The organism is Curtobacterium sp. SORGH_AS_0776 (assembly GCF_031453355.1).
Taxonomy (GTDB): Bacteria; Actinomycetota; Actinomycetes; order Actinomycetales; family Microbacteriaceae; genus Curtobacterium.
Genome location: NZ_JAVIYU010000001.1, coordinates 3,759,386 through 3,771,813, shown reverse-complemented (window position 1 = coordinate 3,771,813; position 12,428 = coordinate 3,759,386). Strand labels below are relative to the sequence as shown.

The 12,428-nt window shown below is 61.7% G+C and carries 26 protein-coding genes; 2 read left to right on the top strand and 24 right to left on the bottom strand.

Annotated elements, in window-relative coordinates; genetic code table 11:
* Window positions 1-280: 280 nt before the first annotated feature.
* From QE359_RS18465 to QE359_RS18355, 23 genes are all read right to left on the bottom strand, one after another.
* The gene (locus QE359_RS18465; protein ID WP_309780286.1) at window positions 281-538 is read right to left on the bottom strand and encodes a hypothetical protein; all 258 of its coding nucleotides are present in this window, start codon (window positions 536-538) and stop codon (window positions 281-283) included.
* Between the two features lie 177 nt (window positions 539-715).
* Window positions 716-1,090, bottom strand: coding sequence for a hypothetical protein (locus QE359_RS18460; protein ID WP_309780285.1), 375 nt, complete (start codon window positions 1,088-1,090; stop codon window positions 716-718).
* A 118-nt stretch (window positions 1,091-1,208) separates the two neighbouring features.
* Window positions 1,209-1,667, bottom strand: coding sequence for a hypothetical protein (locus QE359_RS18455; protein ID WP_309780284.1), 459 nt, complete (start codon window positions 1,665-1,667; stop codon window positions 1,209-1,211).
* Complete coding sequence (locus QE359_RS18450) at window positions 1,667-1,975, bottom strand: hypothetical protein (RefSeq protein ID WP_309780283.1); 309 nt, start codon at window positions 1,973-1,975, stop codon at window positions 1,667-1,669. The genes QE359_RS18455 and QE359_RS18450 overlap by 1 nt, the downstream gene beginning before the upstream one ends.
* Complete coding sequence (locus QE359_RS18445) at window positions 1,972-2,625, bottom strand: site-specific DNA-methyltransferase (RefSeq protein WP_309780282.1); 654 nt, start codon at window positions 2,623-2,625, stop codon at window positions 1,972-1,974. The genes QE359_RS18450 and QE359_RS18445 overlap by 4 nt, the downstream gene beginning before the upstream one ends.
* The gene (locus tag QE359_RS18440; RefSeq protein ID WP_309780281.1) at window positions 2,622-2,972 is read right to left on the bottom strand and encodes a hypothetical protein; all 351 of its coding nucleotides are present in this window, start codon (window positions 2,970-2,972) and stop codon (window positions 2,622-2,624) included. The genes QE359_RS18445 and QE359_RS18440 overlap by 4 nt, the downstream gene beginning before the upstream one ends.
* Window positions 2,963-3,775 (bottom strand): hypothetical protein, encoded by an 813-nt coding sequence (locus QE359_RS18435; protein WP_309780280.1) that lies wholly within the window; start codon window positions 3,773-3,775, stop codon window positions 2,963-2,965. Before QE359_RS18435 ends, QE359_RS18440 begins: the two co-directional genes overlap by 10 nt.
* A gap of 15 nt (window positions 3,776-3,790) precedes the next feature.
* Window positions 3,791-4,111, bottom strand: coding sequence for a hypothetical protein (locus tag QE359_RS18430; RefSeq protein ID WP_309780279.1), 321 nt, complete (start codon window positions 4,109-4,111; stop codon window positions 3,791-3,793).
* A complete protein-coding gene (locus tag QE359_RS18425; RefSeq protein WP_309780278.1) occupies window positions 4,087-4,467 on the bottom strand; it encodes a RusA family crossover junction endodeoxyribonuclease in 381 nt (126 codons plus the stop codon). Before QE359_RS18425 ends, QE359_RS18430 begins: the two co-directional genes overlap by 25 nt.
* Window positions 4,464-4,616 carry a hypothetical protein gene (locus tag QE359_RS18420; RefSeq protein ID WP_309780277.1) on the bottom strand — a complete coding sequence of 51 codons (153 nt, stop codon included), beginning with the start codon at window positions 4,614-4,616 and terminating at the stop codon, window positions 4,464-4,466. Before QE359_RS18420 ends, QE359_RS18425 begins: the two co-directional genes overlap by 4 nt.
* Window positions 4,613-5,161: a hypothetical protein gene (locus tag QE359_RS18415; RefSeq protein WP_309780276.1), complete on the bottom strand. Its 549-nt coding sequence runs from the start codon at window positions 5,159-5,161 to the stop codon at window positions 4,613-4,615. Before QE359_RS18415 ends, QE359_RS18420 begins: the two co-directional genes overlap by 4 nt.
* A gap of 3 nt (window positions 5,162-5,164) precedes the next feature.
* Window positions 5,165-5,701: an HNH endonuclease signature motif containing protein gene (locus QE359_RS18410; RefSeq protein ID WP_309780275.1), complete on the bottom strand. Its 537-nt coding sequence runs from the start codon at window positions 5,699-5,701 to the stop codon at window positions 5,165-5,167.
* A 50-nt stretch (window positions 5,702-5,751) separates the two neighbouring features.
* Complete coding sequence (locus tag QE359_RS18405) at window positions 5,752-6,432, bottom strand: YqaJ viral recombinase family protein (RefSeq protein ID WP_309780274.1); 681 nt, start codon at window positions 6,430-6,432, stop codon at window positions 5,752-5,754.
* 374 nt (window positions 6,433-6,806) lie between these two features.
* On the bottom strand, window positions 6,807-7,001 hold the full coding sequence (locus QE359_RS18400) for a hypothetical protein (protein ID WP_309780273.1): 195 nt from the start codon (window positions 6,999-7,001) through the stop codon (window positions 6,807-6,809).
* 7 nt (window positions 7,002-7,008) lie between these two features.
* On the bottom strand, window positions 7,009-7,227 hold the full coding sequence (locus tag QE359_RS18395; RefSeq protein WP_309780272.1) for a hypothetical protein: 219 nt from the start codon (window positions 7,225-7,227) through the stop codon (window positions 7,009-7,011).
* Window positions 7,224-7,475 (bottom strand): hypothetical protein, encoded by a 252-nt coding sequence (locus tag QE359_RS18390; protein WP_309780270.1) that lies wholly within the window; start codon window positions 7,473-7,475, stop codon window positions 7,224-7,226. The genes QE359_RS18395 and QE359_RS18390 overlap by 4 nt, the downstream gene beginning before the upstream one ends.
* Window positions 7,476-7,587: 112 nt before the next feature.
* Complete coding sequence (locus tag QE359_RS18385) at window positions 7,588-7,902, bottom strand: hypothetical protein (RefSeq protein WP_309780269.1); 315 nt, start codon at window positions 7,900-7,902, stop codon at window positions 7,588-7,590.
* Window positions 7,899-8,231: a hypothetical protein gene (locus QE359_RS18380; protein WP_309780268.1), complete on the bottom strand. Its 333-nt coding sequence runs from the start codon at window positions 8,229-8,231 to the stop codon at window positions 7,899-7,901. Before QE359_RS18380 ends, QE359_RS18385 begins: the two co-directional genes overlap by 4 nt.
* Window positions 8,228-8,539, bottom strand: a complete 312-nt coding sequence (locus tag QE359_RS18375; RefSeq protein WP_309780267.1) for a hypothetical protein — start codon at window positions 8,537-8,539, stop codon at window positions 8,228-8,230. The genes QE359_RS18380 and QE359_RS18375 overlap by 4 nt, the downstream gene beginning before the upstream one ends.
* 229 nt (window positions 8,540-8,768) lie before the next feature.
* Window positions 8,769-9,008: a hypothetical protein gene (locus QE359_RS18370; RefSeq protein ID WP_309780266.1), complete on the bottom strand. Its 240-nt coding sequence runs from the start codon at window positions 9,006-9,008 to the stop codon at window positions 8,769-8,771.
* A gap of 31 nt (window positions 9,009-9,039) precedes the next feature.
* The gene (locus QE359_RS18365) at window positions 9,040-9,474 is read right to left on the bottom strand and encodes a GIY-YIG nuclease family protein (RefSeq protein ID WP_309780265.1); all 435 of its coding nucleotides are present in this window, start codon (window positions 9,472-9,474) and stop codon (window positions 9,040-9,042) included.
* Window positions 9,475-9,794: 320 nt separating this feature from the next.
* Window positions 9,795-9,998, bottom strand: coding sequence for a hypothetical protein (locus QE359_RS18360; RefSeq protein ID WP_309780263.1), 204 nt, complete (start codon window positions 9,996-9,998; stop codon window positions 9,795-9,797).
* The gene (locus tag QE359_RS18355; protein WP_309780261.1) at window positions 9,995-10,204 is read right to left on the bottom strand and encodes a hypothetical protein; all 210 of its coding nucleotides are present in this window, start codon (window positions 10,202-10,204) and stop codon (window positions 9,995-9,997) included. The genes QE359_RS18360 and QE359_RS18355 overlap by 4 nt, the downstream gene beginning before the upstream one ends.
* 92 nt (window positions 10,205-10,296) lie before the next feature.
* Between QE359_RS18355 and QE359_RS18350 the strand changes: the two genes are divergently transcribed.
* Together QE359_RS18350 and QE359_RS18345 are read left to right on the top strand one after the other, a co-directional pair.
* Window positions 10,297-10,698 (top strand): helix-turn-helix transcriptional regulator, encoded by a 402-nt coding sequence (locus tag QE359_RS18350; protein ID WP_309780260.1) that lies wholly within the window; start codon window positions 10,297-10,299, stop codon window positions 10,696-10,698.
* Window positions 10,699-10,707: 9 nt separating this feature from the next.
* A complete protein-coding gene (locus QE359_RS18345; protein WP_309780259.1) occupies window positions 10,708-11,103 on the top strand; it encodes an ImmA/IrrE family metallo-endopeptidase in 396 nt (131 codons plus the stop codon).
* On the opposite strand, the gene QE359_RS18340 is transcribed toward QE359_RS18345, so the two are convergent.
* Complete coding sequence (locus QE359_RS18340) at window positions 11,020-12,345, bottom strand: tyrosine-type recombinase/integrase (RefSeq protein ID WP_309780258.1); 1,326 nt, start codon at window positions 12,343-12,345, stop codon at window positions 11,020-11,022. The genes QE359_RS18345 and QE359_RS18340 overlap by 84 nt on opposite strands.
* Window positions 12,346-12,428 lie beyond the last annotated feature (83 nt).

Sequence of the window (12,428 nt, the reverse complement as noted above, 5' to 3'; positions counted from 1 at the left end):
CCGCCGAATGTGAAAGGTGGCCCAACGTACGGCGACACCATTGCTCTGTGACAGACCGCACAGCCGTTGAGTTGCCACCATTTGAGTTCGATACAGCACCAGAAACAGCGTCGTCGCATCACGTACTTAGTCACAGTCGTATACCTCCCAGTACGCCTTGTCGGTGCCGCGTCCGAGCGGCCACCGTTGGACAGAGTGAGGGCCAGCAGTCGTTGTGACTGCTGGCCCATTGCCGCTTGCTTCTTCGACTAGCCAGCGGCGGAAGCGGTGTTCGAGTGCGTCATCCATCGGCGTTCGTTTCGTCGTAGTCCCGTTGACGTGCTGCCATCGCTCCTGCTCGGGTTGCTTCGTCTGCCCAAGGGATGAGCGTCGTCGTGATACTGTTTGCTTCTTCGCGCACGCTGCCACGTTCGGGCCACGCACCGACGACCATCAGCCCTTCTTCACGGAAGCCGTCTTGGGGTACCTGGTCGGCGCTGAACCCGAGGCTTTCGAGGTAGGCGATGCGGTTGCGGTAGACGGGGTTGTAGGTTGCCATGTCACTCATCTTCCTCTGTCGGTCGCTCAACACGCACGGGCGTCTCGAGCCATTCGTCCGGGCCTGCTCCGATGCCGTCGCGTTCGTCGTGCATCCGGAGCGCGTACCCATCGCCCACCTCCCATCCGAATTCCCGCATGCCGCAGATCGGACCGCAGGTAGGGCACGCGTCATCGGTCATGGCGTCACCCAGTTCTTCACCGAGCGGTAGTCGATGTCCGTATAAAGGATTTCCTTGTCGTGCGTGACGTCCCAAAGCTTGCCACCTTCACGCACTTCCACCCCGATTGGTGCCAGACCGGTCCATCGCGAACAAACAAAGGTTGTGCCGGGAGCGGTACGGCTCAGATCTCGCGATTCGAGTAAATCGCCCACTTCTACCAGTACCGTCATCTCTGGCTTCGACAGGCGCTGAGCTTCGGATGCCCAGTCCTTCCGCTCTTCGCGGAGGCGTTCCCGTCCTGCAAGCCAACCAAGCTTGAACATCAGCTGCTCTTCGTGACTTGCGTTGTCGTAGCCGTATTCAGCCCAGCCGTTTTCCCACGTGCTCATGCGCTTTCTCCTTCTTCTGCGTATCCGGTGGTCACGCACTTTTCGTGATGCTCACTACTCCAGACGCCGGCGTAGCAGCGAGCGCAGAACTCTTCGTCATCAAGGTCTTCATCGGAGTTCACCACGGCACCTCAGCATCCGCAATCTGCCCCGCGGTCGCCCACGAGCCCTGCGCGCCCGTATGCGCCCCGTTCCCACCTTGCGTGTCCCACTGCGACTGCGGGGCGGTGTTCGGGGCCGAGACGGGCTGCTGGCGGTTATTCTGGTCAGCCACGCGAACACTGGTCGCCTTCACCACGAGGTCGTAGTACTTCTTCCCGTCATGCTCACGAACCTCAGTGACCTCGGTGCCGGTGACGATCACGCGGTCGCCCTTGCGGAACTGGGTGAAGTCGATGCGGACAGGCTGGTCGTTCGCGTACCCACCCTTCACGGTGCGGAACGTGCGAGCTGTGGTCACCCACTGGTCGCCGTCACGCTTCCGGTGCGGCTCTGCGGTCTTCATCGCCCAGTCGGGATGCTGCGGGTTGTTCTGCGTCCAGTCCTCGACGAACGCGGTGTACTCGATCTTCGCCATCAGGCTGCCTTCCTTGCCCGGTACGCCGCGATGGACGCTTCGAGCTTTCTGTCGTGTTCGGTCATGTGGTTGTGGATGTTGCGGTCGGCGTCTGCGAGTTGCAGTCGGTAAATCTCGCCGGCCATGTCGTCGTCGATGGCGTCTCGGATGCGTTCCTGTTTCAGCCATTCGTGCGCGTGACGCATCTCGTGGTCCTGTCTGCTGCCGGGACGTTCGTGCTCGAGGTTGCCGTGAACGCGCATCCGTTCCCGTTCGAGCGTTACCGGGTCGATGGAGGCGATGAAGTTCGCCCACGCGTCATCGGTCATGCGAGCTCGCCCAGGTCGAGCGTCTGATGCTGACTGAGCCGGATCGCTGCCTTCTCGCAGTACGCCTCGTCAAGTTCAACGCCGATCGCTCGCCGCCCCATCCGCTGCGCGCTGATAAGCGTCGAGCCCGATCCTGCGAACGGGTCCGCGATCGAGCCGACCGTCTTCGCAATGAGCTCGTCCATCAGTCGCAGCGGCTTCTGGTGCGGGTGCACGCGACCGTTCTTCGCCATCGACTGCACCGGAGCAACCGAGATGACGTCCGAGCCGCGTTCTCCCTGCCACTTGCCGGAACCGAGTACGTAGATCTCCTGGTGCGATGGCTTCCACGGGATGCGCAGGTCGCCCATCCCGAGCGCACCTTTCGTATCCCAAATCAGCAGCGCCTTGGTGTGCGCCGGTCGCTGGATCTTCCACGACCCGAATACCAGCGCCGGCTTGTCGCCCCAAAGTGAAAGGACACCGTCCCCGAAGGAGGTGTCCTTGTCGTTGAGGATCGACTTGGCTAGCTTGTCTCTCTGCCTGCCGCTGTCGTAATCGACTCCGTACGGCGGATCTGTCACGAGAGTGTCTGCGGTTGCCCACATGTCGATCTCGAGGCAGTCGCCGTGGTAGAGCGTCACGAGATCGTCTTCGTAGTACGGCTTCATGTCTCGCTCCTTTCGTTTCGCGCCGCCCTGTACGTGGCGAGCGCTTCCTGGAACTCGGCTTCATGCGCTGCCCGGTCGAGTGTCACGGCGGCTGGTTCGAGTGCCGGTCGTGACATCCGCTGCTGCCGTTCCAACGCGTCCTGTACGCGTCGTGCAGCCGCGTTCACATGCCCAGGAAGCAAGTAAGCCGTGGACTCCTTGAAGTGGAGCACCACGGCCTGCTGTGCGACGTCGAGCGTGAGATGTGCGAGTGCTTGCTGCCAGACGATGACGGTTTCGCGTTGCACGTTCCGGTTGTCGTACGCGGCAATGACGGTGAGCAGCTTCGCGGTTTCGTCTAGGTCCACTCGGTGCCTCCAATCGCAACTTGGTTGGTGCCGAACGTGCCGACGAATGACGCAGCTCTCTGTGCCGGCGACTGCTTCTGCTGGGGTAGCCGCTGGTAGTCGTTGCGCAGCCAGTTGTTCCAAGCCGATCGCCAGTTCACCTTGGCTGCGTCCTTGCCGCTCTTAGCTCTCCAGTAGTCGACGAACTTCGCCGTCGTGAAGTCGACGTCCACGCCTGGTGTGTTCTCCGCGGCCCACTGCCTCATTGCTCCATCGACAATGAACGGCTCGGGGATGCGGGTGCCGCGATTGCGCGCACCTCCACCTACTTCGTTAGAAGTAGGTACTTCTGTCTCTGTCTCTGTCTCTGTCTCTGTCTCTGTCTCTGTAATAGCTAGGGGTGCACTAGGGGTAGTGCTAGCGTTTTGCTGTAGCAGATCCGTAGCAGGTGCTAGCGATGTGCTACCCCTTTTGGCAGCTTTTGCTAGCCCGCCCCTACGCCCGGCCTCGCGTTTCGCCTCGATGTCCGCGTTCGTGGTCTGGTGTTCCGCGAAGTCGTGGATCATGTAGCCGTCCACGCCGTCCTTCACATGTGGGTGCCATGACGGACGCTCTGGATCGTTGGCGGTGAGCTCGTCGATGACGTCACGGCCCCATTTGCGCTCAGCGATACGTGCAGCAAGGAACCCGTCCGTCAGCTGACGTCTCGAGTACAACGTCGCTTCGACAAGTGCACGAAAGCCGGCGTCGGACAGCAGCATGATCTTCGGGTGCTCGTCCATCGCGATGTCAAAGCGGGCGTAGAGCCTGTCGTCCTTCGCCATCGGTTCTCCTTTCTTTCATTGCCGCCACCCCAGGTGTGAACGCATAGCCGCAAGCCCGGACAGCACGTCGAATTCGTCGCGGTCGATGTCGCGAACTGATTGCACCTCGCGATGTGTCCAGTGGCCACCCAGGCGCTCAGTGCCGGCGTGACACCCCGTAGTGACGTATCCGGTGCCGCCGTCGTCCCAGCCAACGAATGCGCCATCGACGCTGTGGTCGATCGGGCTGTAGTGGACAGACGTAACGACGCCGTGTCTGCCTCCGATGATGCAGTTCGTTCCGGACACCTCGACGTAGATCGTGTCTGCGCTCATCGCGTCCACTTCGTCGCCCACAATTCGATCTCGGTACGTGGGTTATCCCGGTCGAGGTGCTTGCTGGCGATGAGCGACATGATCTGTGAGTCATCCACCCATGCGAGCTTGTTGAGTGCGTCCAGTGGGATCTTCGCCAAGTTGTCGAGGTCTACTCGGCGCATGTTTTCTCGGAAGAACCGCAGCCTCACACGCAGCGGCCCGGTGACAGGCGACTCAATCGTGTGCCGGACCCCGAGGTTGTCGCGGAACGAAGAAGCCACTCGAGCTTCTGCTGCTCGAGTGGCTTCTGTCGTGTATCCGCGGCCCCGACCGAAACGTGGTCGTTCCTTGGGTTTGGGATTCCCTGGGACTGTGAAGGTGGCGATCTTGATCACGGGCGTACCTGCACGCCGTCGACCCATACCCACACCGGTCGAGGATCGACGCGTTCGGTGAGCATGCGGACTTCAATGTGGTCGTGGTATTCACGGACCTCCACCTCTGTGTCCGTGTCCCCGCCGACATTTGCGCTGCTGATGATCATGCTTGCTCTCCCTTCACCTGCTGGAATCGTTCCCGGATCTGCTGCACGACGTCTGCGGGTGCGCCTGCCTGTGTTGCCTGCTGTCCGAGTTGACCGATCGCGACAATGTCGGTTCCTGCGTTGGCGAGCTCGGTCAGCCATGCGCGCTGAGGTGCGGCGTCAGGAAGTGGCTGCACGGTGAAGTTCTTCCGCTTGCCACGAGTGGCGGTGAGTGCGACGGTGAGCGGCTTGTCGAGGTGGCTCATGGCGGCGACCTCGATCCCACCCACGCGCTCACGTCCGAACGTGATGTCGGGGTTGCGGGTGAGTGTCACGCGCCGGCCGACGTAGTTCGACGCTTCCGGCCCCCACGCAGCGACCAGGACTCTGCGCATCGACTTGGACGGTCGCCAGGTGCGGTCGGGGATCTCCTGCAGGTGCACAAACACTGGCTGCTCAGCGCTTCCCGATTCGACGCCTGTGATGGTGACGGTGCGGTCGGACGCGATCAAATCATCCGCGTTGACCTGTGAGCTGTTCGGCTCGATACTTCGGGTGAGGTCCATGCCTCAACCTGCCTTTCGTTGGTCATGGATCGACGCGGGCATGTTGTCTCTGCGCCATGCGACGATCGCTGCTTCGGCTTCGTTGACGGTAGGAAACGGCCCCATCCGATAGATGCGGTCCCGGACTGACGCGGCAGCCATGTAGCCCTTGCGCGCCTCGTTCCAATACACGCCGCGGACGCCTGTTTTGCTGTTGCTGTTGGCGCTCGAGCGGTTCTGGCCGTTCTTCTGGTGGTCAAGCAAGCGCAAGTGCGATGGCCGTACGCAGCTACGGTTGAAGCACATGTGGTCGACCTCCGCACCGTGAGGAATCGGCCCGTGCTCCCACATGAATGCGACGCGATGGGCAACGTGGTTTCGACTGTTGAGCCGGAAGATGCCGTATCGACTCATCGTTGCTCCGCGCCAGAGCCAGCATTCGCCAGTCTTGTCGACCTTCGACCAGAAGCGCTCCGCGTCAGTCGCACGTGCATTGCGGACCGGTGGCTCCATTGGTCGGCCAAGTCGCTGCCGGGCGTAGTGCGCGTTGCACAGACCCAAGGCCTTTCCTCGCGGCATATCGCAACTGCCGTAGCTGCATGTCCCTGCCATCAGATCCTGATCTCATCGTCAGTGAAGAACTCGTTGCGCTCGGTCATGGGCGCACCGTTGGTTCTGGCGGTGTAGGTGGCGGTGATGCGTTCAGCTTCGACTTCGAAGAGCTCAAGAGCGCCGAGGATGGCTTCGAACCATCGCTGGTCGGGGTAGACGCGCTTCACGTAGAGGGGCATGCCACCGCAGAAGGACACGTAGTCGAGCCATTCGCGGCCGGTGACGAGTAGCCCGGTCTGGCATTGCGCCATGTTCTCGAGCGGTACGGCGTCTGCGAGGACGGTTGCGAGTTGCTGCTTCTGCCGGCGTGACTTGATCTCAATGAGTCCGTCATCGCCGACCACACCGTCCGGGCTGTACCCGAGCGTGTGCCCGTTGAAGGTGTTCGTCATGAAACCAACTTCGACGGCTGGTGCGTAGTGCTCGGAGTAGACATCGCGGGCGTAGGGCTCGTCGATCTTGCCGCGTTCCATGTCCATGGATGCGTAGGTCGGTTCTGTGTACCCGGTAATCCGTTCGGCGGTGAGGTGCATGACGAGGGCGCGCGCGCTGTCGTTCGCTGCGACCTTGACCGTCTTCGGGGTGATGAGATGCCCAATCGTGGACGCTGTGACGATGCCGCGGCGCAGTGCGTGCCACTCGTCGGTGCCCTGCTCGACGTCGTGGATGGTGAAAGTCATCGGAATCCCATCAGATCAGGTGCTGCATACTTCGGAGGACATTCTTGGTATCCGTCCGCGTGCGTCCAATATGTTCCACCCGCCCCATAAGCGGTCACAGTCATGACTGGGTTGCCACAGTGCAGACATTTGGTTGCGTTTACCACGTCCGCATCTCCTTCCTAAGAGTCCAGATCATCCGCACCCTCTGCCACCAGTTCGGCATGATGACCCATTCGTCGGGGTCGAAACGGTCCCAACCGGTGCAGAACGTGCCGGTCATGCTGTCTGCTCTTTCTCGTATTCGTGTCGCCACTCACACTGTTCAGCGGCGGACCATGAGTCGTATTGTTCTTCGCATGTGACGCATTCGAAGAACCGTGTTTCGCGTGGCATTAGTGCGCCTCCACCCTGTCGTCTCCGAGCAAGCCGATTTTGGATCTCTCGATGCGGAGTGCGTCTTCAGCAAGGTTGGACAGGTCGCGGCGACTGAACGCACCGGACACGACTACTTTCCCGTCCTGCCAGACACGCCATTCGCCGTCTTCGTACAGCTCGAAGTCGTACATGCTGGCGATGAAGATCGGCACCAATTCGTCATCCATATTTCGCCTCATCCCATAGGTGCATCGTGTTGTCTGCCAAGAGCGGCAAATGTTGCACGAGCGCGGAAACGTCTCTGCTGTCGAGCACACCGGTTGTCCACGATTTACCGTCGCGGAGAAACGCCATCCATTCGCCGTCCGCCCAAATAAGAAGCCGCCCATCAGCGAGGATGATGGGCGGCTCACGGAACGACTCACGTTCGGACGTCATTGCTGCATCCGTTCATCGGCGGCGACGATGGCGGCGGCCATTAGCTCTGCATACATCCGCACAATCGACGAGTCGGTGATCGCCCAGCGCCACAACAGCCCATCGATAGCGTCAAGCAAGTCTGAGTTACCAGCAGTGCCGGTTACCAGTGCGAGCCTTTTGGGTGTCTGAGCGTCGCCAGGCGGGAACGAAACACTGTCCTCGCGCCACTTCGTAAGCACGTCGCGAGCCTTTTCGATGTCGTTCACCACATCACTTCCTCGTTGTTGCAGATCGCCCACCAGACGACCCGTTCATGGACGGTCAATTCCACCTGTTCACGTGCAGGCGGGTCGTACACCCAACGCCACGGGAGCTCGTTCATGCTCGTCTCCTTGGCAAATACGCCATGTCTGTTCGTGATCGTCGTTCGCGGCCTGTGAGGTCACCGCCGCGTGCGTAGTCAGCCCGCCAGTCGTGTTCGTTCGACCAGAGGACAGTGATGACGCATGCCCGGTCTTCGCTGACGGACAATGTGATGCGGCCACGTACGAACCACCAGCAAGCGTACTTACGCGACCACAGCACGTCTTCTGGCCGGTCAAAGCACGCGCGGATCTCGGTGCCATCCACGTTCATCTCGAGCGCACGGTCAACCGCATGCTTCGACATGGTGAACGGCAGCTGCGTGCTCATGCTTTCCGCTCCCGTGCTTGCGCCATCAGCCGTTTGCAGAGGCGGCATTCCACGAACCCGTCAGCACGCACCTTCGCGTGCACCGCCCTGTCGTGGCCGCGCTTGCATTGGCCGGTGATGACACGTTCCGTTGACTTGCTGTCGTACGACATGAGGCCAAGCGCCTGCATGAACGCCTTCAACTCGTCACCGTTGGTCGCCTGCCGTTGTGCGTGCCGGGTGACGTTCACTGTCTGCACTGCTGTCGGCTCGAACGTGGTCGTATACGGGTCGCCGGGGAAGTAACGGGCGAACAGGTCATGTGCGGTGCCGCCCTGCTGCTTGGTCATGCCGCCAGCTCCTGGTATCCGTAGACGCCGACCGTCTTGCCGTGCGAGCTCTTCGTCGTGCCCACCTTCTGGATGCGCTTATCGAGACGCCTCGCATCGGAGCATCGTTTGCGCACCGATTCCCAGTCGCAAATAGGCCAGTGAAAACCGACGTAGTGGTGGAAGTACAGGTCTGCGATCTGCTCATCCGAGCTCGGGCCGAGCGTGTACAACCAAGACACGGCCTCGAGGATGATGTGCGCCTGTTCCGGGTTGTATGCGGCTGCGGACTCGGACGGGTCGTTTGCTCTAGCGTGCGCAACACTCATGACGCCACCTCCACAACGTGCTTGTCGTACCGGAACTGGTGTTGGATACGCAGCGTCTGCGCGTACTCGTTGGTCACGATGTGCGACTGCTTCCACGAGCAATTACGGCACCTGAGATCGAACACCTGCATCGTTTCCATGTACTTGCCCTTCGTTGGGTTGTTCGTGTGCGTTGAAGAGCGCCGAGATAGAGCTTCGGGTGAACTATCTCGGCGCTCGGCCTGTGGGATCACCGGTATGCGGCGTCGCATTGGGTACGCGTCAACACCGGGTCAGCAGTCGTCACCGTGTCCATCTGCGCGGTAACGCAGTGGTTCACGTGTGCTGCGTGAGTGAGGGTGGCTGCTGCGACGATTGCGGCTGCAACCAGGACCGTGACGAACACGGCCGCGATAAGACGAGACAGCACCACGTTGATGTGATGCGACAAAATGGACTCGTTCATGTGGCTCCGGCGCGATTCGATCACGCACCCATTCAGGGATTTACGGAGCCTGGGGTTATGCAGTGAGAGCGATTCGAGTCATGGCAGCGAGTACTTCGGGGGCTGGAGAGAACCACTCGCCCTCGAGTTGATGTGCGGCTAGCTCGTGATGCAGATCTCGCTCCACATCGAAGCCGCCCGCGAAAGTGCCGAGCACCCTGAGTTCAACAGGTGAGTGAGTGCGCAATGTCTTCAGTCGTTTGCCGAAGTTGCGGCTTGCTCCGATTTTGATCGGACCGTTGGTGCCTTGCTGCACGAAGTACACAACCGCTGGTGTCGCTTTCCGCCTCATGTATTCTGCGGCGTATTGCAGCGACTTCTGCTCTTCGAGAAAAAGCCGCAGGAAGTTCGGATGATCGAGAGCGGTGAGCCGCCACTGGTAGTAGCCGGACTCGCCTGCCCATGTGTCTGTCATGGCTTCCGCGTCAGGAAGCAGATCGTTTTCGTCCATGTGGGGGCAGCCGGAGTCGAACCGGAAGCCGCCGCCTGCCGGCAGGGACATACCTGCCGGACGTACGCACCTGAATCGCGCCTTCCTAGGCGGCTCACCATTTCGCTGCATGTAAGGGACCCAGCCGCCCGGAGGCTGGCTTGGGGTTGCTTCCCGCGTATCTCGCAACCAGATGCTTGTCTGTGTTCTCGAATCGCCCCGTACGTAGAGGCCTCACCACCGATCGACGCCTGCCTGTGACGGGGGCTACTGGTGGATCGCGTGTCGCGCTCCGAGCGCGACAAGTAACGCCCTGGTCGGGCGTCAAAATCAGGCAGCTGCTAAGCAGCCGGCCTTTCAGAGGGGAGTGATGCGAGCCAGCGCTCGCCCTCCGCCTTGGAGATGATCGGCTTGCGGCCTGCCTTGGTGGGGTAGGCCGGGATCAGATCACCGGAATCGATCGCCTTGCGGATCGTGTCGACGCTGAGGTCGACCGCGGTGGCGAAGTTGGGGATCGAGTAGGCGAGCTTCTCGAGAGTGTTCATGCTGCGGCTCCTGCGAACAGGTCTTCGGGGCGCAAACGAAGAACGCCGCTGACGCGCACGATCTCGGGCATCGTGAGGTCTCCGGTGTGGAGGTGCTCAACGAGGCTCGCGACGGGCACGCCAGCGGCGTTCGCAACGGTTGCGGTGTCGGTGCCGGATGCGACGATCGCGGTGGCGATCGCCTCGGCGGTCCTCCTGAGGTTCATGTTTGACACGCTACAGGTCAAAGTTGACCTGCGCAAGCATGTACAGCATGTTTCTTGTCAGATTTGGCGTCTGATGGCGCTACTCTGGCATGGTGCCTGATACAGCAGACTTCATCACGCCCGCGCTAGCGGCCGTCCTCACCGGCGCTTACAACAAGAAGGGGCTGACGTTGGTCGCCCTGGCTGAGCGCACTGGGATCAGCGTCTCCTCGCTCGGTCGCTACTTCAACGGCAAGTCGCACCTCACCAGTCCGGTGTTCCTCAAGATCGTCGAAGCAATCGGTGACCGGCCGGCGGTTGACCTGTACTCGGAGGCTCTGCGCGATGCGGCCAAGATGGCCGCGGAAGCCGAGCGAGTGTCAGGGGGTCGTGGGCACAATCCCGTCATCCCGCTGCGGAACCGCTCCGTTGACGACCTGGAATCGTCTGGAGACGCACGGGCGGCTATGTCCCGTGATCCTGAGTCGGACGAGCCGGAGGACCAGGCACCGTAGGGAGAGGCAATGGCTGGGCAGTACGACCCGTATGCGCACGCAGACCAGCTTGGTATCGACGTCATCCACCGGAAGCTGCGAACCGCAAACGGCTTCTGGTACCCGGACCACAACCTCATCGTGATCCGGCAGGGCATGCGAACCGTGCACGACAGGTCTGCCCTCGCGCATGAGCTCGCGCATGCGCACCTCGGCCACCGCGACTCATCCCCGAAGCACGAAAAGACGGCCGACCGCTTAGCGGCCGGCCGTCTCATCAACGCGGGTGAAGCTCTTGCTGTGTGCCAGTGGACTGACGACCCGGCGAAGATCGCCGCCGAGTTAGGCGTCAGTCTGCGGCTGTGGCAGGTCTGGTTCAGTACCTACGGTGAGCAGCTTGGACATCTTGGTGAGGGCATCGCGTAGTGCCCGCTGGTTGCCTCGTGACCGGTAGCGGCGGGACATGCCGATGGTGGAGTGTCCGACGATCTCGGTGATGACTGCTTCGGGTACTTCTGCCTCGTAGAGCAGGTCGACTGTGGTGTGGCGTGCGTCGTGCAGTCGGGCGTCGTTCACACCGGCGCGCTGCAGCAGTTCGTGCCAGGCGGCGTTGTCCACGCGCGGGTCGATGGGGGAGCCATCGAGTGGAAGTAGAACGCCTTGCGGGGTGCGCTTCTGCTCGGCGGTCCACACGAGTCCGTGCGGGTTCGGTTCCGCGGTGGCCACTGCGATGCGCCGTTCGATGATCTCCCGCAGCGGGTCGACGAGTGGGATTACGCGCCACCCCGCCGCCGACTTCGGGCGTGACAGCCAGAGGCCGCCAGTGAGGTGCCGGTGCTCCCAATCCACGGGTGCGTCGAGGAATCGTTGCGGGCAATCCGCGCCACGCTTCCACGGGCACGTTGGCTGCCGCGGATCGCTCTTGTTGCAGCCGTGTGCCCATGTCAGGCGCTGCAGCTGCCACGACAGGTCGAGGTGGTCGGACACACGGTCGATCTCGAGTCCCAACACTTCACCCTGACGAGCACCGGTCAGTAGCGCCGTCGCCCAACGTGACCCCATGCGGTCACCCGGACGTGCTGACTCCTGCAGGATGCGCACGCCGGCATCGAGGTCGAGTACGGCGAGGTTTGTCTGCGCTCGGCGTGGTGCATCAACCAGGGTGGTGACGTTACGTGTGACGCGTCCTTCTCGTTCGGCGTCGCGGAGTGCTGTGCCGAGGATGCGGTGCGCTTGTAGTGCGGTGGTTGATGAGAGGCCCTTGTCCGTGATCGCGTCGTGCATGCGGCGCACGTGTAGCGGCTCGAGCTTGTCGAGCCGGGTGCTGCCGATTGCGGGGACGATGTGGTTGTCGATGATGCCGCGTTGGGTGGCTATCGTCTTGGGTCGTACGCGCTTGCTGTGGATCTGGTCGAACCAGTGCCGGAGCCACGACTCAAGCGTTTGCGATGCGGTGGGCAAGTCGCCTACCTTCGCGAGATCCTTCTGTAGTTCGCGGAGCTTCGTCAGTGCAACGCGCTTGTCCTTGGATCGGACGAACTTGCGTCGTCGTTCCCCGTTTCGGGGAGGGAGCTCTACCGTGGCCTGCCAGAACTTCAGCGGCTTGCTGGTGTCGGCAGGGACTCGGAACAGTGCTCCCTCGCCCTTACCTCGCGTGATGCGGGCCATCACGGCCTCCTTCTCCTGTCGTGCGCAGTCCATTGACCGCCGAGCACTCCTACGTGGGTGAAGGCTGCGGGCCTCCTACGTCG